At 60.4% G+C, this 20213-nt stretch carries 18 protein-coding genes and 2 pseudogenes; 17 read left to right on the top strand and 3 right to left on the bottom strand.

Annotation, left to right across the window (positions count from 1 at the left end):
- Positions 1 to 349: 349 nt before the first annotated feature.
- Both nac and cbl read left to right on the top strand, forming a co-directional pair.
- A complete protein-coding gene (nac, locus tag HP564_RS05885; protein WP_371241996.1) occupies positions 350 to 1267 on the top strand; it encodes a nitrogen assimilation transcriptional regulator NAC in 918 nt (305 codons plus the stop codon).
- A 326-nt stretch (positions 1268 to 1593) separates the two neighbouring features.
- Positions 1594 to 2553 (top strand): HTH-type transcriptional regulator Cbl, encoded by a 960-nt coding sequence (gene cbl / locus HP564_RS05880; protein ID WP_371241126.1) that lies wholly within the window; start codon positions 1594 to 1596, stop codon positions 2551 to 2553.
- A gap of 60 nt (positions 2554 to 2613) precedes the next feature.
- Here cbl and HP564_RS05875 read toward each other — a convergent pair whose 3' ends face one another.
- Both HP564_RS05875 and HP564_RS05870 read right to left on the bottom strand, forming a co-directional pair.
- On the bottom strand, positions 2614 to 2808 hold the full coding sequence (locus HP564_RS05875) for a hypothetical protein (protein WP_371241124.1): 195 nt from the start codon (positions 2806 to 2808) through the stop codon (positions 2614 to 2616).
- A 23-nt stretch (positions 2809 to 2831) separates the two neighbouring features.
- Positions 2832 to 3155 (bottom strand): O-methyltransferase, encoded by a 324-nt coding sequence (locus tag HP564_RS05870; RefSeq protein ID WP_371241122.1) that lies wholly within the window; start codon positions 3153 to 3155, stop codon positions 2832 to 2834.
- A gap of 66 nt (positions 3156 to 3221) precedes the next feature.
- On the opposite strand from HP564_RS05870, the pseudogene HP564_RS05865 reads away from it, so the two are divergent.
- Positions 3222 to 3472 (top strand): annotated as a pseudogene (locus HP564_RS05865) (aldehyde dehydrogenase family protein); the annotation flags it as partial.
- A 189-nt stretch (positions 3473 to 3661) separates the two neighbouring features.
- On the opposite strand, the gene HP564_RS05860 reads toward HP564_RS05865, so the two are convergent.
- The gene (locus tag HP564_RS05860) at positions 3662 to 3868 is read right to left on the bottom strand and encodes a hypothetical protein (protein ID WP_371241120.1); all 207 of its coding nucleotides are present in this window, start codon (positions 3866 to 3868) and stop codon (positions 3662 to 3664) included.
- Here HP564_RS05860 and HP564_RS05855 point away from each other — a divergent pair.
- The 14 genes and pseudogenes from HP564_RS05855 to HP564_RS05790 all read left to right on the top strand — a co-directional run bounded on the left by HP564_RS05855 (position 3867) and on the right by HP564_RS05790 (position 20179).
- Positions 3867 to 5336 carry an aldehyde dehydrogenase gene (locus HP564_RS05855; RefSeq protein WP_371241118.1) on the top strand — a complete coding sequence of 490 codons (1470 nt, stop codon included), beginning with the start codon at positions 3867 to 3869 and terminating at the stop codon, positions 5334 to 5336. The genes HP564_RS05860 and HP564_RS05855 overlap by 2 nt on opposite strands.
- A 28-nt stretch (positions 5337 to 5364) precedes the next feature.
- A complete protein-coding gene (locus HP564_RS05850) occupies positions 5365 to 6033 on the top strand; it encodes a haloacid dehalogenase type II (RefSeq protein WP_371241116.1) in 669 nt (222 codons plus the stop codon).
- 10 nt (positions 6034 to 6043) lie between these two features.
- The gene (locus HP564_RS05845) at positions 6044 to 7321 is read left to right on the top strand and encodes an NAD(P)/FAD-dependent oxidoreductase (RefSeq protein ID WP_371241114.1); all 1278 of its coding nucleotides are present in this window, start codon (positions 6044 to 6046) and stop codon (positions 7319 to 7321) included.
- A gap of 48 nt (positions 7322 to 7369) precedes the next feature.
- A complete protein-coding gene (locus HP564_RS05840; RefSeq protein WP_371241112.1) occupies positions 7370 to 8956 on the top strand; it encodes an ABC transporter substrate-binding protein in 1587 nt (528 codons plus the stop codon).
- A 24-nt stretch (positions 8957 to 8980) separates the two neighbouring features.
- Positions 8981 to 9937, top strand: coding sequence for an ABC transporter permease (locus HP564_RS05835; protein WP_371241110.1), 957 nt, complete (start codon positions 8981 to 8983; stop codon positions 9935 to 9937).
- Positions 9934 to 10782: an ABC transporter permease gene (locus HP564_RS05830; protein ID WP_371241108.1), complete on the top strand. Its 849-nt coding sequence runs from the start codon at positions 9934 to 9936 to the stop codon at positions 10780 to 10782. The genes HP564_RS05835 and HP564_RS05830 overlap by 4 nt, the downstream gene beginning before the upstream one ends.
- Entirely contained in the window at positions 10779 to 12446 is a 1668-nt protein-coding gene (locus HP564_RS05825; protein WP_371241106.1) for an ABC transporter ATP-binding protein, read from the top strand. Before HP564_RS05830 ends, HP564_RS05825 begins: the two co-directional genes overlap by 4 nt.
- A 125-nt stretch (positions 12447 to 12571) precedes the next feature.
- Entirely contained in the window at positions 12572 to 13420 is an 849-nt protein-coding gene (locus HP564_RS05820; protein ID WP_371241104.1) for a GNAT family N-acetyltransferase, read from the top strand.
- Entirely contained in the window at positions 13420 to 14346 is a 927-nt protein-coding gene (locus HP564_RS05815) for a 2-hydroxyacid dehydrogenase (RefSeq protein ID WP_371241102.1), read from the top strand. The genes HP564_RS05820 and HP564_RS05815 overlap by 1 nt, the downstream gene beginning before the upstream one ends.
- A gap of 88 nt (positions 14347 to 14434) precedes the next feature.
- Positions 14435 to 14590, top strand: a pseudogene (locus HP564_RS05810) (amidohydrolase); the annotation flags it as partial.
- Positions 14591 to 14814: 224 nt separating this feature from the next.
- The gene (gene gabT, locus HP564_RS05805; protein WP_371241994.1) at positions 14815 to 16131 is read left to right on the top strand and encodes a 4-aminobutyrate--2-oxoglutarate transaminase; all 1317 of its coding nucleotides are present in this window, start codon (positions 14815 to 14817) and stop codon (positions 16129 to 16131) included.
- Positions 16132 to 16272: 141 nt separating this feature from the next.
- On the top strand, positions 16273 to 16785 hold the full coding sequence (locus HP564_RS05800; RefSeq protein WP_081140041.1) for an Lrp/AsnC family transcriptional regulator: 513 nt from the start codon (positions 16273 to 16275) through the stop codon (positions 16783 to 16785).
- Positions 16786 to 17443: 658 nt separating this feature from the next.
- Entirely contained in the window at positions 17444 to 19222 is a 1779-nt protein-coding gene (locus HP564_RS05795; RefSeq protein WP_371241099.1) for a thiamine pyrophosphate-requiring protein, read from the top strand.
- A gap of 114 nt (positions 19223 to 19336) precedes the next feature.
- The gene (locus HP564_RS05790) at positions 19337 to 20179 is read left to right on the top strand and encodes an oxidoreductase (protein ID WP_371241097.1); all 843 of its coding nucleotides are present in this window, start codon (positions 19337 to 19339) and stop codon (positions 20177 to 20179) included.
- The last annotated feature ends 34 nt before the right edge of the window (positions 20180 to 20213 follow it).

The raw sequence follows: 20213 nt of genomic DNA, 5'->3' as shown, positions 1-20213 counted from the left end.
CAGGCGCAGAATAAGTTTTCCTGCTGGATAACCGTTTTTTCCCGCATCCTGCACGATAAAGTCCTCTTTTTTCACCCCCGGTCATCACTTTTATGCACGTCTGACACGCAGCACATGCACCGCCGCAGTGCATGGGATTTATCCTCACCGGTAGCAGCCCTATTCCCACCGCTTATTAACTCTTAATGAGTAATCAGAAACGCTTATTTTTCGCGTTGTTAGCATGTTCGCCTGGCGCACCGGTAAGGCAGAAAAGAAAACTGGCCTGCTAATTGCAATCTTATCTCAGCAGGCCAATCGGCCACACGCGCAGTTATGAGTGGCATTCGGGGAAAGTGACGGAGGCATGATGAATTTAAGACGACTGAAGTACTTTGTGAAAATCGTCGATATTGGCAGTCTGACGCGGGCGGCAGAAGTGCTGCACATTGCGCAACCTGCGCTCAGTCAACAGGTCGCCACGCTGGAGAACGAACTGGACCAGCAGCTGCTGGTGCGTACCAAGCGCGGCGTGACGCCGACCGAAGCCGGTAAAATTCTCTATGCGCACGCACGCACCATTTTACGCCAGTGTGAGCAGGCGCAGACGGCGGTCATTAATGCCGGACAGACGCTGAACGGTCAGGTCTCAATTGGCCTTGCGCCGGGTACCGCAGCCTCTTCGCTGACGATGCCGCTGCTGCAAACGGTGCGTGAGCAGCACCCGGACGTTCTGGTCTACCTGCACGAGAACAGCGGCAGCTCGCTGAATGAGAAGGTGATGAGCGGCCAGCTGGATATGGCCGTCCTTTACGATCGTGCGCCAACGGCAGGCATCACCAGTTTGCCGCTGATGAAAGAAGAGCTCTATCTGGTCGGCGCGACGGACTGTCCCGGTCTGTCAGTGGATCTGGCAGAGGTCGCGCAGATGAACCTGTTCCTGCCGCGTGACTACAGCGCGGTGCGCAAACGCGTCGATGAAGCGTTTTCGCTGCGTCGTCTGAGTGCACGCATTATCGGTGAGATTGAATCGCTGTCGATGCTGACGGCGGCAGTGGCCAGCGGTATGGGCGTAACAGTACTGCCGGAGTCCGCCGCGCGTTCACTGGTTGGCTCCACGCAGGCGTGGATGGCGCGTATCAACAGCCCGGCGCTCAACCTGCCGCTGTCGCTGAACGTGTCGGCCCGCCTGCCGCTCTCACCGTCTGCGCAGGCGGTAAAAGATATTCTGCTGTCGCTGCTCAACAGGCCGCAGATGGAAGAGCGTCCTTTGTTGCTGGTGGGATGATAGCGGAGTAGCGGCCCGCAGGGCCGCTCTGCCGCTCCCTGAAAACCCGCGCCACGTGTTGTCCTCTGGCTGCCTCAACCTCTCTGAAGCCCACGCAGGCCAGCTTCGCTTACGGCACCACTGCCGACTGAGCGTAGTTAAGGCGGCGTCAGGTTTGCTTTGACGTGTTTACCTCTCCCTGTCAGGGCGTAGTCCGCAGGGTAAATAATTCACGCGCCCCTGTTTATATTCCTCATACGCATAAAAGGGAATTTTTTATTATTTGTTGTTATCTATAAACCTTCTTACCATCGAGGTTAACAATTTCGTAAAGGGAGGTAAATATCGTGAATTTCCAGCAACTTAAAATCATCCGTGAGGCCGCGCGCTGCGATTTCAATCTGACGGAAGTGGCAAACACGCTATTTACCTCGCAGTCGGGCGTCAGTCGTCATATTCGCGATCTGGAAGATGAGCTAGGGGTAGAGATTTTTATCCGTCGCGGCAAGCGCCTGCTGGGCATGACGGAACCGGGGAAAGCACTGTTGACCATCGCCGAGCGTATCCTCGACGAGGCGGGAAAAGTGCGTCGCCTGGCGGACGTATTCACCAACGAAACCAGCGGTATTCTGACGATTGCCACCACGCACACCCAGGCCCGTTACAGCCTGCCGCGGGTGATCAAGGCGTTCCGCCAGCTCTATCCCAATGTACGCCTGGAACTGAATCAGGGATCGCCGCAGGAGATTGTTGCCATGCTGCTGGCGGGGGAGGCGGATGTTGGCATCGCCAGTGAGCTGCTGGTCAACAACGGCAGCCTGGCCGCCTTCCCGTGGTTTAGCTGGCACCATGCGCTGCTGGTGCCCCGCGAGCATGAACTGGTGCAGCAGCAGCCAGTGACGCTCAGCACCCTGAGCCGCTATCCGCTGATTACCTATCGTCAGGGCATCACCGGTCGCTCTCGCGTTGACCGTGCCTTTCAGGGCGCGGGCCTGAAGCCAGACATTGTACTGAGCGCGCAGGACTCTGATGTGGTGAAAACCTACGTTGAGCTGGGGCTGGGCGTCGGCATTCTGGCCGATCAGGCGTGTGAAACAGAGCAGGATGATGCACTGGTACGTATTGATGCGCGCCATCTGTTTGATGCCAACACGGTCTGGCTTGGCCTGAAGCGTGGTCAGCTGCAACGCAACTATGTCTGGCAGTTTATGGAACTGTGTAACGCCAACCTATCGCTGGAAGAGATCAAGCGTCAGGCGCTCTCTTACCAGAATGAAGAAGAGCCGGTTATCGACTTCGAAATTTAATCTGGCAGCGATTCAACGATAGCCAGCTGCAGACCCTCCCGGCCTTTGCTGCCAGGGGGGTTACAGCGAGGTGGCCGTCAGAGGGAGGCTGCCACCAGTTTCGCGCAGACAGCGCCGCAGCCCCTGCAGGTGCTCACCGGTAGCGTGCGGATCTGCAATCTGTCCGCTACGCACCACGATATCGCCCATAATCACGCTGCTGACGCGTGCCAGCCAGAGCGCCCGGTGCAGATTATTGCGTCTATCGGCATCCATAAAGATCATATCGAACGGGCCTTTCAGGCGGGCTGGCTCTCCAGCGCCGCGCCGACCCGCAGCGCAATCTGATGCTCTGTGCCCGCTGCGGCAACATTCTCGCGCGCCACCTGCGCATGCTGAGGCGAAAACTCCAGCATAACGATCTTACCGTTTTGCGGCAGGGCTCGCGCCAGCCACAGCGTGCTGTTATCGCCGAGCGTGCCGATTTCATACATGCGCGAGACGTTTATCATGCGCGCCAGCAGATAAAGCAGCCGGTCCTGATTCGCCGCCACGTCAACTGGCGGCAGACCGGCAGCCGCGTTGCGCGCCAGTGCCGACGTCAGTTTCGCATCTGATTTCATCAGCGTCCGGATGAAAGCGTCATCGACCGCTCGCCACAAATGATCGTTCGTGCTTTTCTCCTTGTCGCCTATGAAGAGACCTTTGGCCTGGTGGCACCCCTGTTTATCTTCCACGAGGAGGCAGAGGCGACCGATACGCCATTTGGCCTGAGCGCCTGTTTCTTCACTGAAAATAACCGTCGTGCATGGCGCGTGGCGGAATTGCAGGAAGCTGGCATGGGGGATTACACCGGGGCGATCTCATTAGCGGCGTGACATTATCGGGAACAGGGCGCGAAGGATCGCGTCAGGGTATTGCAGAGTATCTGAAACAAAAACATTTATATTGGCAGCCTGAATTAATTCTCATCGTTTTTACTTTTTTAAAGCAGGCATTTGTCGCCATTCAACCAACGTTTTTTATTGCGTGCGCTGCATCATATTTTCCCGCTTATCGCCATTTTAGTGCAAGTTTCGCACGCGCTGCACCAGCGCAATGCAATAATTTTATCAGCTAAATCATCTGCTTATTTGTGCGGCAAATACGCAAAATTTCTGGTGGCAATACGGCAGAAAATTTTTTTGCGCCGTTTTAAACGCATTTTTATTTTTTGTCCGACTGGCATACTTTCTGCATTACCTTTTTGCATGCGCTTATTATCCTGGAATATCAGTGCTGCTAACGCGCTAATTCCCTTGCGGTTGACGGGTGTAACAAATAAGGATTTATCCATGTTAAGTTTCGACCCTGAAAAAGTCTCGCTTCCGGTTGGTCATTATATTGATGGTCATTCCTTCCAGACCCAGGGCGCGGCATTTGCCGTTAAGCGCCCGTCAGACGGCAAGGTCTATGCCGTGCTGCACGAAGCCGAAACCGCCGACGTGGATCGCGCGGTGCAGGTTGCGCATCACGCGCTGAAAACCAGCGGCTGGGCAGGCTGCGCGCCGCGCGATCGCGGCCGCGTGCTGCGCCGCTGGGCCGATCTCATTGAGCAGGACAGCCTGCTGGCGCAACTGGAGGCGCTCGGCTCAACGCGTCCCATCAGCGACGTTATGCAGCATGAAATTCCGTTCACCGCTGAAGCCATTCGCTTCTATGCCGAGTGCGCTGATAAATACAGCGGTGACCTTTTTCCCACTCGCGACAGCAGCCTCGGCATGTTGATTGCCGAACCCTGGGGCGTTATTGGCGCCATTACGCCGTGGAATTTTCCGCTGTCGATGGCGTCGTGGAAATGCGGCCCGGCGCTGGCAGCAGGCAATGCCGTGGTGCTGAAACCCTCTGAACTGACGCCTTTTTCTAGCGTGCGCATGGCCGAGCTGGCGGTCGACGCTGGCTTGCCGGCAGGCATACTCAATATTGTACAGGGCAGTGGCGCGGTGACGGGGCACGCGCTGGTAACCCATCCGCTGGTGCGTAAAGTGTCGTTTACCGGTTCGACCGTCACCGGGGCGCGTATTATGAGCGACATTGCGCAGCACGGCATGAAGCCCGTGACGCTGGAGCTGGGGGGCAAAAGCCCGCAGCTGGTGTTTGATGACGCGGGCGACATTGAGGTCGTCGCCCAGCGCATCCTGCGCGGGTTTACCGCTAACGGCGGGCAGGCCTGCGTAGCGGGCACGCGCCTGATTGTGCAGCGCGCCATCGCTGCGCCGCTGCTGGATCGCCTTACTGCCCTGTGCCGCGACGTGCAGCCGGGTGTCACCTGGCACAGCAAGAGCCGCTACGCGCCGCTGATTGATGAGCGGCAGGGCAACAAAGTTGCCTCGGTGATCGCCGCTGCCAAAGCACAGGGCGCAGAGGTGCTGGCAGGCGGCGAACGGTTCAGTGATACCGACGACGGCTGGTTCTGGCAGCCGACGCTACTGTGCAATCTGACGCAGGAGAGTCCGGCGGTGCAGCAGGAGATCTTTGGGCCGGTGCTGACGGTGCAGACCTTCGACAGCGAGGAGGAGGGGCTACAGCTGGCGGCGCATGATATCTACGGCCTGTGCGCAGGGGTGCATACCCTGAATCTGCCGCGCGCGCTGCGCGCCATACGGGCAATCGACGCCGGCACGGTCTGGATCAACCGCTACGGTCGCTCCGGCGATTTCATTATCCCCACCGGCGGCTTTCTCGGCTCCGGCATCGGCAAGGATTTGGGGCGGCAGGCGTTTCAGGCCTGCCAGCGTCAGAAAAGCGTACTTATCGATTTTTAATTCTCCCAGACAGAAACGAGGTCGCGTCATGGCTCTGTTTAAACCGAAATTCATTACCTTTGACTGTTACGGCACGCTGATTAACTTTGACATGGCGGGCGCGGCGGCTCGCTGCTTCAGCGATCGCGTAGCGGCTGACAGGCTGCAGGCATTCACGACGGATTTTGCCCGTTACCGACTGGATGAAGTGCTGGGTGCGTGGAAGCCCTATTACGATGTGGTAAGTAATGCGATACAGCGCACCTGCAAAAAGTGGCGCATCGAGTGGAACAAGGCGGACAGCGACTTTATCTATACCGACTGCGCCAGCTGGGGGCCGCATCCTGACGTGCCCGCCGGACTGGCAAAGCTGGCAACGGCGTTTCCGCTGGTGCTGCTCAGCAACTCGATGAAAGATCTACTGGCGCACCATATTCCGCGTCTGGGGGCCCCCATCCATCTGGCGATTACCGCTGAAGAGGCAGGGGCCTATAAGCCGCAGATGAAAGGTTTTGAGTATATGTTGCAACAGCTCGACTGCCGCCCGGATGAAATCCTGCATGTCTCCTCCAGCTTCCGCTATGACCTGATGACGGCGCACGATCTCGGCATTACGCACAAAGTCTGGGTTAACCGCGGACATGAACCGGCAAATCCTTACTACGGCTACACCGAAATCAGCACTATCGGCGAGCTGCCCGCCGTGGTTGGACTCTGAGGAGTGTGCGATGAAACTCGAATCGTTCTGGCAGGCCACTGCGCCGCGGTTTCACGGTGCGGCGCAGACCGCGCTGCCGTCGCGTGCCGACGTAGTGGTGATTGGCGGCGGCTTTACCGGCGTCTCGGCGGCGCTGAGCCTGGCGCGCAGCGGCCTTGACGTCGTGCTGCTGGAGGGCGGCGAGATGATGAGTCAGGCCTCGGCGCGCAATGGTGGCCACTGCAACACCGGCGTGGCACAAAACTTTGCCTCGCTGGTGGCGAGCCAGGGCATCGAGAAAGCAACGCGCTTCTACCGCGCCTACGACGATGCGGTGAGCTATGTCGAACAGCTGGTGCATGAGGAGCAGATCGACTGCGATTTCCGCCTGTGTGGCAAGCTCAAGCTCGCCAGCAAGGCGTCGCATGTTGCCGGGCTGCGCGAGGCGTACGCGCTGATGCGCCGCACCGTTGACCCGACGATCGAACTGCTCGACAGCGCGGCAATCCGCCGCGAGGTAGGAAGCGATGCCTTCCACGGCGGCCTGCTGCAAAAGCGCGGCGGCCAGATGCACATGGGCAAGTTTGGCACAGGCCTGGCGGAAGCGGCGGCGCGCAGCGGCGCAAAAATCTTCCCGTTTCACGCCGTGACCGGCCTGACGCGGCTCAACGGCTATCGCCATCGCGTGCAGACCGCTCAGGGCGAGATTCTGGCCGACAAAGTATTGATGGCAACCGGCTGCTCCAACGCTGGGCCTTTCCGCTGGTTCCAGCGCCGCATTGTGCCGGTCGGCAGCTTTATCGTGGTGACGGAACCGCTGGGCGAGGCGCAGCTGCGCGAGGTACTGCCGCAGGATCGCACCTATGTTACCTCGCTCAACCTCGGTAACTACTTTCGTACCACCGCTGACCGTCGGCTGGTGTTTGGCGGCCGCGCGCGCTTTGCGGTCAGCAACCCGACGTCTGACTCACGCAGCGGCGAGATCCTCCAGAGCACGCTGGCCAGCCTGTTTCCGACGCTGGCGCAGGCGCGTATCGACTACTGCTGGGGGGGGATGGTGGATATGTCCGCCGATCGTCTGCCGCACGCGGGCGAGCACGACGGCGTTTTCTACGCCATGGGTTACAGCGGCCACGGCACGCAGATGTCGGTATGGATGGGGGCCGTGATGGCCGATTTGATCGCGGAGAAAGCTAACCGCAATCCCTGGCAGCGCGACGCCTGGCCCGCACTGCCCGGCTATCACGGCAAGCCGTGGTTTTTACCGCTGGCCGGGCTCTATTACAAAGCCAAAGATCGTTTCTCTTAATGCTTGCATTGCAGGGGCTGACTTTAAACGCTTATTGAGGGCTCGCAGATGAGTAAAAATGATAACAACGCGCTGACGCGCATGCTGACCGAAGGCACGCTGTCACGCCGCGCTCTGATGAAAATGCTCTCCGCCGGAGCGGTAATGAGCAGCGGTATCATGGCGTTTCCCCGGCTGGCCGTCGCCGCCGACACGCCGGTCAAAGGCGGCAAGATACGCGCTGCGATGTCTAATGCCTCCGCCACTGATACCCTGGATCCCGCCAAAGCCAACAATAGCGGCGACTATACGCGCCAGTGCATGTTTTATAACGGCCTTACCGAGCTGGATAAGGATCTGAAAGCGCTGCCCGCGCTGGCGGCATCGCTCGACTCCAGCGACGGCGTCACCTGGCAGATCAAGCTGCGCAGCGGCGTCACGTTCCACGACGGTAAGCCGCTGACCGCAAAAGATGTGGTCTATTCCCTCAGCCGCCACAAAGATGCGGCGGTGGCCTCTAACGCCTTTAAAATTGCCGAGCAGTTCGCCACCCTCCGCGCGGTCAATGACAACGAAGTGCAGCTGGTGCTGAGCCAGGCGAACTTTGATCTGCCCTATATCCTTGCCGCACCGCCGTTTCTTATCGTGCAGGACGGCACGAAAGATTTCTCCAGGGGGACAGGCACCGGGCCCTATATCTGCAAAGAGTTCACGCCAGGCGTGCGTTCGGTCGGTACGAAAAACCCTCACTATTTCAAACCGGGGCTGCCGCATCTCGATGAGGTTGAGCTGCTGGGCGTGACCGATCAGGCGGCGCGCGTCAACGCGCTGATGTCGGGCGACCTGCATATTGTCGCTACGCTGAGCGCCAGTGACTGCAAGCGCATTAAGGCCAGCAGCGATTTTGGCGTGCTGGAGAGCAAATCGGGTATGTACACCAACCTGATTGTGCGCACCGACATCAAGCCGGGCAGCAACGAAGATTTTGTGCTGGCGCTGAAATATCTGCAGCCGCGCGACATGCTGGTGAAAACCGTCTTGCAGGGGTATGGCGATGTCAGCAATGACACGCCAGTGCCACCGTGGCATCCGCTCTATAACGCCGATCTGAAACCGCGTCCGCTTGACGTTGAAAGGGCCCGCTTCCATATCGAAAAGGCGGGAATGAAGGGCGCGACGGTGGAGATCATTACCACCCCTAACATCGAAGGGGCGGTGGAGGGGGGGCAGCTGATCCAGCAGGTCTCGCGCAATGCTGGCATCAACGTCAAGGTGCGTCGGGTGCCCTATGACGGCTACTGGTCAACGCACTGGACCAAAGATCCGGTGGGATATGGCTCCATTAACCCGCGCCCGACGCTCGATATGCTCTTCTCACAGTTCTATCTCTCCGGCGCGCCCAACAACGAGTCGGGCTGGAAAAACCCACAGTTCGACCAGCTGGTGATGGCGGCACGCGGAGAGCGCGACCAGGCGAAGCGCAAGCAGATGTATGGCGATATGCAGACGCTGATCTATGACCACTGCGGCACCCTTATTCCGACCTTTATCAGCTCCACCGACGGCTTCAGCAAAAAGGTGAAGGGCGTCGAAGCCTGGCCATCCGGCATGATGATGGGCTATCGCTTTCACAAATTCGCCTGGCTCTCAGCCTGACCCTCTTGATACGGGAGAACGCCGATGAACCGATACATGATGTTCCTGATTGCCCGTCGCATCGGCGCGGGCATCCTGACCTTACTTATTGTCTCGGCGGTGGTGTTCTTTATCACCAGCCTGCTACCTGGCGATGCGGCGCAGATGATCCTCGGGCAAAACGCCACGCCGGAAACGGTAGCGGCGCTGCGCGCGCAGCTCGGGCTGGATCAGCCGCTGCTGCTGCGCTATGTCAACTGGCTGGGCGGGATGCTACAGGGCGATTTTGGCACCTCCTTTGCCAGTCATCTGCCGGTCACCCGGCTGGTGGCGCAGCGCGTGCCGGCCACCTTTGAACTGGCGGCGATCGCCACGCTGATCTGCGTACCGCTGGCACTGATTATCGGCATCGCCGCCGCGATGACGCGCGGCTCGCTGCTGGACCGTGCGCTGGTGGTCACCACCATGGCGATGGTGGCGGTGCCGGAGTTTCTGGTGGCGACGCTGGCGGTACTGATCTTTGCCGTGAAGCTGCACTGGGTCTCAGCGATGTCCTTTGGTTCGCCGGACATGGATCTGGTCAGCTACCTGAAGGCCTACGCGCTGCCGGTGCTGACGCTCTGCTGCGTGCTGGTGGCACAGATGGCGCGCATGACACGCGCCGCCATTATTGACCAGCTCAATAGCCCCTACCTGGAAATGGCTTTACTGAAGGGCGTCTCGCCGCTGCGTGCCGTGCTGCGCCACGCCTTACCTAACGCGGTCGGCCCGATTGCTAACGCTATCTCTCTCAGCCTCTCCTACCTGTTTGGCGGTGTGATCATTATTGAAACCATTTTCAGCTATCCCGGCCTCGCCAGCCAGCTGGTGGATGCGGTGAGCAACCGCGACCTGCCGGTGGTGCAGTTCTGCGTGATGCTGTTTGCCGCTTGCTACCTGGTACTGCTGCTGCTGGCTGACGTGCTTACCATCGCCTTTAACCCGAAATGGAGAAGCGCATGAACCGATTACTTCCCGTCCGTTTCTTCCAGTCGCTGTCGATCGCCGGGCGGCTGGGCCTGCTGGTATCGATGTTCTGGCTGCTGATGGCGATGTTTGGCAGCCAGCTGGCACCGCACAATATTGAGGACATTGGCGGCGGCCCGCTCTCTGGCGGCTTTACCGCCGACAACTGGCTCGGCACCGACGCGCTGGGGCGCGATATTCTCAGCCGCATCCTGTATGGCGCGAAGTTCTCAATTGGGTTAGGGCTGGGGGCGGCCATTGGGGCCAGCCTGATCGGCACGCTGCTGGCGCTGCTGGCGGCAGTGACAGGGCGCTGGCTGGAGGCGATCCTGGGCCGCGTCAACGATGCCATGCTGGTGCTGCCGGGTAAGGTGCTGTCGCTGATGATCGTGGCGGTGTTTGGCTCGTCACTGCCGATGCTGCTGCTGACCGCCATCTTTACCTTCTGGCCGGGCGCGTTTCGCATCGCCTTTGCCCTGGCGGGCAGCCTGCGCAACAGCGATTACGTGCGTGCCTCGCGGCTGCGGGGTGAAAGCCGCTGGTATATCGCCCTCCATGACATCCTGCCCAATATGGTCCATCCGATGCTGGCGGATTTTGGCCTGCGCTTTGTCTATATCGTCCTGCTGCTGAGCGGGCTGAGCTTTCTCGGCCTCGGCGTACAGCCGCCCTATGCAGACTGGGGCACGCTGGTTCGCGAGAACATTCAGGGGCTGTTTGACGGCTCGCCTGCGGTGCTGATGCCGGCGCTGGCCATTGCCAGCCTGACCATCGGTGCCAACCTGTTTATCGACAGTCTGCAACAGATGCGTCCGCTGACGCTGGCAGAGGAGGGCGTATGAATGTGATGCCACATACCGCTATGCCGGTGATCTCGGTGGAAAAGCTGCGCGTCACGGCGCAGAGTGACCAGGGCGACCCGATCAATCTGGTATCAGATATTCGTTTTACCGTGCAGAAAGGCGAGGTGCTGGCGCTGATTGGCGAATCGGGCTCCGGCAAAACCACCATTGCGATGGCGCTGATGGGCTATGCGCGTCACGGCTGCCGTATCGCCGAAGGCAATATTCACGTAGCGGGCGTGGACGTGAACAGCCTCAGCCCGCAGCAGCTGCGCGCGTTCCGCGGCAACAAAGTGGCCTATATCGCCCAGAGCGCGGCGGCCTCGTTTAACCCCGGCATGAAGATTATCGACCAGGTGATCGAACCTGTGGTCATTCATGGCACCCTGACGCGCAAAGCGGCAAAGGCCAGGGCGGTGGCGCTGTTCCGCGAGCTGGCGCTGCCCAACCCCGACACCATAGGCGACCGCTGGCCGCACCAGGTTTCCGGCGGTCAGCTACAGCGTCTGATGACGGCAATGGCGCTGATCGGCGATCCTGATGTCGTGATCCTGGACGAGCCGACCACGGCGCTCGACGTCACAACGCAGGTGGAGGTGCTGAAAGCCTTCCGCCGCGTGGTGGCACAGCGCGGCGTCACGGCCATCTACGTCAGCCACGATCTTGCCGTGGTGGCGCAGATGGCGGACCGCATTCTGGTGCTGCTGCGCGGCCAGATCGCGGAGTATGGTACCACCGAGCGGCTGATTGGCGCGCCTCAGGCAGACTACACGCGCCAGCTTATGAATGCCGCGCAGCAGCAGGCGCGCCCCAGCCCGTGGCGGGCAGCGACCCGTGCGGCGCAACAGCCGCTGCTGGAGGTGCGCGATCTCGCCGCAGGCTACGGCCCACGCGGCAAAGACGGTCAGCCGAAGACCCGCATCCTTGAGGATATACATCTGCAACTCTGGCGAGGGCAGGCGATCGGCATTATCGGTGAGTCGGGATCGGGCAAAACCACGCTGGCACACGCCATCGCCGGGCTTAACGCCCCCTGTAACGGCCATATCCTTTTTAATGGCCACTATATTGCGGGCGATATGCACAAACGGCCTGACAATGAACTGCGCCGCATTCAGTATGTGTTTCAGATGGCGGATACCGCGCTCAATCCGGCGCACAGCGTCGAGCGAATTTTGTCGCGGCCGCTGATGCTGTTTCACGGCCTGCGTGGTCAGGCGCTGACTCAGCGGCTGCACCAGCTGCTCGATCTGGTGAAATTGCCGCGCAGCGTGCTGTGGCGACGTCCATGGGCGCTCTCTGGCGGTCAGAAGCAGCGCGTCAGTCTGGCACGCGCGCTGGCAGCGGAGCCGGATCTTATCCTGTGTGATGAGGTGACCTCGGCGCTGGATACCGTGGTGGCGGCAGCGGTGCTCGATCTGATCGGCGAGCTGCGGCGTGAGCTGGGCCTGTCGGTGCTCTTTATCAGTCACGATATGCATGCGGTGCGCGCAGTATGCGACCAGATTGTGGTGATGAAGTCAGGCCGTATCGTGACCCAGCTGGCGCGGGAAGATTATGACAAGCCGACCAGCGAGCTCTACTTTGAACGGCTGAAGCGTGCCGTGCCGGAGCTGCGGCAAGGATGGCTGGATGAACATGAAGAGATCCTCAGGGCAGAGTAGGGCTACCGCACCGGTTTGTCCCTCGCCGAACCGCGACACACGGTGTTGACCCGACCCCTGTGGCTACCGCCGTCTGACCAACGGCGGCACAAATGAAACGCCTGACATGATGTAAGGAGCACCGCATGAGTCTTATTTTTCGCGCGATGACCGCGCAGGATCTGCAACAGGGCTATCACCTGACGCAGCAGCTGAAATGGCCACACCGCCCTGAGGACTGGCAGCAGGCGCTGTCGCTGGGTGAGGGCGTGGTGATCGAGGAGCAGGGCAAGTTGCTGGGCAGCGCAGTGCTCTGGCGCTGGGGCGATCGCGCTGCCACTATCGGGCTGGTGATTGTTGATAGCCAGCAGCAGGGACGCGGGCTGGGCAAACAGCTGATGCTGACCCTGCTGGAAAAAGTGCCTGACTACAACGTCCGGCTGCACGCCACTGAAATGGGTAAAGGACTGTATGAAAAGCTCGGCTTTGTCACCCTCGGGCAGATCCATCAGCACCAGACGCGCGCGCTGGAAACGGTGCCGCCGGTGGCGATCCCAGCAGGCTTAACGCTGCGCCGCGCACAGCCGCAGGAGATCGCCACCCTTACCGCGCTCGATCGGCAGGCACACGGCATGCTGCGTCCGCAGCTGATTGCGCATCTTATCAGCCAGCATCAGACCGTGCTGCTGGCTGATGAGCAGCAGCAGATTTATGGCTTTGCCAGCCTGCGTCGCTTTGGATACGGCTGGGCGATAGGCCCGATTATCGCGCGGGATTTGCCGGTGGCGCAGGCGCTGGTCGCCTCGCTTATGCAGGGGCTGCGCGGCGAGTTTGTGCGTATTGATACTGATGCCGCGCTGCCGCTGTCATCCTGGCTTGCCACCCTGGGGCTGAAGCAGGTCGATAACCCCACCACCATGGTGCGCGGCACCCCCTGGACGCCGCCAGCGGGCGGATTGCAGGCGTTTGGCCTGATGACCCAGGCGATGGCCTGATGCAGATCCTCTATAAATCGGACCCACAACGCGGTGCGCTGTGGCAGGCGTGGCTGGCGCAGCATGCGCCTGATATTCAGCTCTATCTCTGGCCGGAAACCGGCGATCCGCAGAAGACAGAGATAGTAATCGCCTGGCAGCCGCCGGAAAACATGATGGCGACCTTTCCCAACCTGAAACTGCTGATGTCAGTGGGGGCGGGCGCGGACCAGTTTGACCTCACCACCTTGCCGCCCGGGTTACCGGTCGTGCGCATGATTGAGCCGGGTCTGACGCAGGGCATGGTGGAATATGTCACCTTTGCGGTGCTCGCTCTTCACCGCGATATGCCGCGCTACCTGCAACAGCAGCGCGAAGCGCGATGGCAGCCGCACAGCGTCAGGCCTGCCGCCACGCGGCGCGTCGGCGTGATGGGACTGGGTGAGCTAGGCCAGGCGGCGCTCACTCAGCTGGTGTCGCTCGGCTTTGACTGTGCAGGCTGGAGCCGCACCCCGCGCGCGCTCAACGGCGTTGCCTGCTTTTATGGCGCAGAGCAGCGAGACGCATTTCTGGCGCGCAGCGACATTCTGGTCTGCCTGCTGCCCTTAACGCCGGAGACGCACGGCCTGCTGAACCGCGACCTTTTCAGCCAGTTGCCTCCCGGCGCAGCGCTGGTGCAGGCGGGACGCGGCGCACAGCTTCACCATGAGGATCTGCTGGCGGCGCTCGACGGCGGTCTGCTGAGCGCCGCGGTAATTGACGTTACCGATCCCGAACCGCTGCCGCCGTCCCATCGCTTCTGGCATCACCCTGCCATCTGGCTGACACCGCACATTGCCAGCCAGACGCAAACCATCAGCGCCGCCGCCGCGCTGCTGGAAAATCTGCGCCGCTATCAGCGTGGCGAGCCAATGACTGGCCTGATCGACCGTGCGCGAGGTTACTGATCAGCAGTGGCGCTCTTATTGCGCTGCGGCGCGCGCGGCATACCCGGCCTGAACTGCGCTATCAGGAGCAGCGCACCAGCGAGATCGTGCGCGTTCCCTTGATGCCTGTGAGCCGGGGCTGCTGAGCGTAACGCGCATGCAGGGCAGCTTTTCACACAATATGATCCCGGCGGAGGCATCAATGACCGGCATCGTGCGCACCGTTAGCCCGGCAGCGGAGGAGAACACTGAGACGCCACTCCGCGTCCTCCCCGCCGCTGCACCACGCCGCCTGCAACGTTAACCGCGATCCGATCGTTCCGGGTATTAACGGCGATCGCCCGACGGGCACGGACGTAAGAAATTTCCCTGCTGAAAGAACGACAATTTTGACAGGAAATGCCGCCGCACTACCCATAACGGCAGCAAGCTTAACCAACGGGTTGCGATACTTGAGCCAACCGAACGCTACGTGGACGAGGTATGAAAATGCAGAATGTCATGGCCGGACAGCAGACGTATTCCGATAACAGTTTACTGCTGGATGCGCGCGAGCAGCATGTGCCGCGCGGGGTTGTCACCGCACATCCGCTGGTGATTGAACGGGCATCAGGCAGCGAAGTCTGGGACGTTGAGGGCAATCGCTATCTCGACTTTGTCGGTGGGATCGGCGTGCTGAACGTGGGACATAATCACCCGGCGGTAGTGAATGCGGTAACGCGCCAGCTCGGACGGGTTTCGCACGCCTGTTTCCAGGTGGCCGCCTATCCGGGCTATATCGAGCTGGCGCAGCGCCTCAACCGACTGGTCGGCGGGGGTGAACCCTGTAAAAGTGTCTTTTTTACCAGCGGTGCGGAAGCGGTAGAGAACGCGATTAAAATTGCGCGCTCCTACACCGGTCGCCCTGGCGTGATCGCCTTCGACGGTGCGTTTCACGGTCGCACGCTGCTTGGCGTAACCCTGACCGGCATGAGTCAGCCCTACAAGCAGAACTTTGGTCCTTTCCCGTCCGATATCTATCGCCTGCCGTTCCCGAATCCGCTGCATGGCGTTTCGGAAGTCGACTGCCTGAAGGCGCTGGATCAGCTGTTTGCCGTGCAGATCGCGCCGGAACGCGTGGCGGCCATCATTATTGAGCCGGTACAGGGTGACGGCGGCTTTCTGCCTGCCGGTCCGGCGTTTATGCAGGCGCTGCGCCGCATCACCGGGCAGCACGGTATTCTGCTCATCTGCGATGAAGTGCAGACCGGTTTTGGCCGCACCGGCAAGATGTTTGCTTTTCAGCATTTCAACATCAAACCTGACCTGGTCACGGTGGCGAAAAGTCTTGGCGGCGGCCTGCCGATCTCCGGCGTGGTGGGCAAAGCGGCGATCATGGATGCGCCGACGCCAGGCGGGCTGGGCGGCACCTATGGCGGTAATGCACTGGCCTGTGCCGCCGCGCTGGCCGTACTCGATCTGCTGGAGCATGATCGTCTGCTGGCTCGCGCCAGCGCGCTGGGCGAGCAGCTGCATGCGCGCCTGCAGCAGCTGGCGGAGAAGTACGCCTGCATTGGCGACGTGCGCGGCCTCGGCTTTATGCTGGCAGTGGAGATCCTCGATTTTGAAACCGGCAGGCCGGACGCTGCGCTGACGCAGAAGATCCTCGACAGCGCCTGTCAGGAGGGGCTGCTGCTGATCAAGTGCGGTGTTCAGCGTAACGTGGTGCGCTTCCTGGCGCCCCTGGTTACCACCGATTCACAGCTGGAGGAGGCGCTGCACATCTTTGACATTGCGCTGGCGCGTGCCACCGGTCGTCTGGGCTAACGTCATCTTCCTCATTGATATTGCTGGAATAATTATCATTTTACCTGGTGGATAGCACACGCGGTAACGCTGGCGTTGTCGGCGTGAAGCGTGTTATACCATCAGCACGTCCTGCACAATGGGTTAACGATGAGGGGTGATATGAACGGCTTAATGAAACTTGACCGCATTGATATCAACATCCTGGTGCAACTGCAAAAAGATGGCCGCATCAGCAATGTGAATCTCGCCGATGCCGTGGGACTTTCACCCAGCCCCTGTCTGCAACGTGTTAAACGCCTTGAGCAGGCGGGCTTTATCACCGGCTATGAAGCCCATATCAATCTCACCAAAATCACCGATTCGGTCACGGTTTTTACGGAAGTCACTCTTTCAGGCCATCGCCGGGAAGATTTTATGAAGTTTGAAAGCGCGCTGCGCGACGTGGATGAGCTGATGGAGTGCCACCTGATCACCGGAGGCTACGACTATCTGCTGCGCTTTATCACCCGCAGCATTGAGCACTATCAGGAAGTGATTGAGAAGATGCTGGATGCGCAGATCGGCATCGATAAATATTTCAGCTATATCGTCATCAAATCCCCCGTGATGAAAAGCAGCGTGCCGCTGCGCTCGCTGATTACCCGGCAAAATGATGTGCTGAGTGCGCTGTAGTGCCCCGGCCTGAGTCGCCACGCTGAGGGTGCAGCCCTGTTACGGGGCTTTTTATCGCCAGGCGCGCTGCGCTTTCCCTGCAGCATAAAATTTTATTTGTGCTTTTTTCGCCGCATCCGTGCGGTAAATGCCTGCCTTTTGGCCGTGTCCGACAGGGCACTGCCCTTACTATCCATTCGCGTGACCAGAAGCAACTGATGGCCTCACTGATGATTGCCGGCACGGCCTGGCAGCGCAACGCCGCTACCCTCGCCATCTGACGGCGTCCGCGCAATCTGCATGGATCCCTTTCCGCTTGTCGGGCAATCCTGCCGGGCAAAAGGGCAGGCGTACCCGGAGCGCGCGGGCCGTTGCCGCTTCACTGCCGTTTAATCGGTAAGCGGCAGGGCGCAGTTCGGTTTTGCCCGACTGATGACGGATTACACCCGGTCCGGCTGGCTGTGTGACGTTATCATCGACGGAGGCTGGCAACGGAAATGGCCTTTGCGATCGCGTCTTACGAAACCCTGCCGATCGTGCGCAACCGCAACCGCTCGGCGTTTGCCTCGGCAGGCGTGACGGGCGGCTGCGCGGCTGCCCGTCACGCACTGGTCGACGGAGAAGCCAGATTGTCGTCTACCCTTACTCTCTGACACGGCATTTTAAGGAGGCGACAACGATGAGCATGAAAACCAGCGATTTCATTGTGCAGCGGCTGAAAGAGTGGGGCGTAACGCGTATTTACGGCTATCCCGGTGACGGCATTAACGGGGTACTGGGCGCCATTCAGCGTGCTAATGAGAAGGGCGACGGCATTGAATTTATCCAGGTGCGCCACGAAGAGATGGCGGCCTTTATGGCGGCCGGACATGCCAAATTTACCGGCGAGCTGGGCGTTTGCCTCTCTACCGGCGGCCCGGGCGCAACCCATCTGCTTACCGGTCTTTATGATGCCAAAATGGATCACGCGCCGGTACTGGCGATTGCCGGGCAGGCAGAGGCAACCGCGCGCGGTGCCAGCTATCAGCAGGAGATGAACCTCGACCGCGTGTTTGCCGACGTCGCCAGCTTTGTGCAGGAGGCGGCAGCGCCAGCGCAGGTGCGTCACTTAATCGACCGCGGCGTACGCATTGCCAAAGCGCAGAACGGCGTGGCAGTGGTCATCGTGCCAAAAGATATCCAGGATGAGCCGTGGGAAGCCCCCAAACACCTGCACGGTTTTACCCACTCTGGCCCCGGCTATCAGCGCCCCAGAATGGTGCCTTACGAGGCGGATTTGCAGCGGGCCGCCGACGTGCTTAACGCCGGCAAAAAGGTTGCTATTTTAATTGGTGCGGGCGCGCGCGGTGCAGCGGTAGAGGTGGTGCAGACCGCCAACGTGCTGGCGGCGGGCGTCGCCAAGGCGCTGCTCGGCAAAGATGTGCTGCCGGACGATGCGCCTTTTGTCACCGGCGCTATCGGCCTGCTCGGCACCAAACCCTCCTCGGAGATGATGAAGCATTGCGACACCCTGCTGATGATCGGCAGCGGTTTCCCCTGGACAGAGTTCCTGCCGGAGGAGGGCAAGGCGCGTGCGGTGCAGATTGATATTGATCCAGCAATGCTCGGCCTGCGCTACCCGTGCGAAGTGAATCTGCACGGCGACGCGGCGGAAACGCTGCGCGCCCTGCTGCCGCTGCTGGAGCATAAAGTGGATCGCGGCTGGCAGGAGGAGATTGCGGTGCAGGTGCGTGACTGGTGGCAGGTGATGGAAGAACGCGCTCATGCCCCCGCGAATCCGGTTAACCCCCAGCGCGTGGTCTGGGAGATGTCGCCGCAGCTGCCGGATAATGCCATCGTGACCTCCGATTCCGGCTCCTGTGCTAACTGGTTTGCCCGCGACTACCGCGTCAGGCAGGGCCAGCGCGCCTCACTCTCTGGCGGGCTGGCCTGTATGGGAGCAGCGGTGCCCTACGCCATTGCCGCCAAATTTGCTCAGCCAGACAAACCGGTGGTGGCGCTGGTCGGAGATGGCGCAATGCAGATGAACAATATGGCGGAGCTGATCACTATTCAAAAATACTGGCAGCAGTGGGCCGATCCACGCCTTATCGTTTGCGTCTTCAATAACCAGGACCTCAACCAGGTTACCTGGGAGCAGCGCGTCATGGAGGGCAACGCGCGCTTTGAGGCGACGCAGCAGCTGCCAGATGTGCGTTACGCGCAGTTTGCGGAATCGCTGGGCTTACAGGGCATCTTTGTCGATAACCCGGACGTGCTGGCGGACGCGTGGCGACGCGCACTCAGTGCCGATCGTCCGGTGGTCCTGGAGGTGAAAACCGATCCTGAAGTGGCCCCGCTGCCGCCGCACATCACCTTTAAACAGGCGAAAGCCTTTATGAGTGCTATGGCAAAAGGGGATCGCGGCGCGGCGCAGATAATCAGCGATACCGCCAGCCAGCTGCTGCATAAAAAGTAGGGCGCACTCAGCGTTAAGTGGTCCGCCAGCGGGCCACTACCCTTATCCTTCACTTTCCCCGGGCGGTCAGCGCCGGGCTCAGGTGATTTACCACCCATTATGTTGGAGCAACCCATGGCGACAGATAACAATCCGGTGTGGTTTATTTCAGGCTGTTCAACAGGTTTTGGTCGCGAGCTGGCGCAGCAGACGATAGCGCGCGGCTTTAACGTAGTGGTGACGGCGCGCGATACCGCCAAAGTGGCCGATCTGGTCGCGGGCCACAGCAATGCGCTGGCGGTGACGCTTGACGTCACCCGGGCAGAGAGTATCGACAGCGCGGTAAAGGCAGCGCTGGAGAAATTTGGCACCCTCGACGTGCTGGTCAATAACGCCGGTTATGGCTATCAGAGCTCGGTGGAAGAGGCGGAAGAGCAGGCGATCCGCGATCAGTTTGATGCAAACGTTTTTGGCCTGTTTGCCCTGACGCGTGCGGTGCTGCCTGTTATGCGCCAGCAGCGTCGCGGCCATATTATTAATATCACCTCGGTGGCGGGCCTTATCGGCTTCGCCAGCTCCGGCTATTATTCGGCCAGCAAGCACGCGGTGGAGGGCTGGTCCGATGCGCTGGCACTGGAAACCGCCTCGCTGGGCATCCACGTCACCTGCGTCGAGCCGGGTCCGTTCCGTACCGACTGGGCTGGCCGCTCACTGCATCAGACGCCGAGCAGGCTGCCGGAGTATGCAGAAACTGCTGCGGCGCGCATGAAGGCAACCTCAGAGAACAGCGGCACGCAGAAGGGCGATCCGGCGCGCGCGGCGCAGGCGATGATCGCCATTACTGAGCACGCCACGCCTCCACGTCATCTGGTGCTGGGAGCATGGGGCTATGATGCGGTTACGGCGAAGCTGAAAGCGCGCCTGGCGCAGATCGAAGCCTGGAAGCAAACCGCTGTCGAGACCGACTTTCCGGAATAGGAGAGGCGGCGCCTGGGCACTCAGTGCTGCCCTT

It is taken from the genome of Pantoea sp. KPR_PJ, from assembly GCF_041386365.1.
In the GTDB taxonomy this organism is placed as follows: domain Bacteria; phylum Pseudomonadota; class Gammaproteobacteria; order Enterobacterales; family Enterobacteriaceae; genus Pantoea.
The sequence above is the reverse complement of the archived record's forward strand: the minus strand, read 5'-3'. Positions and strand labels throughout refer to the sequence as shown.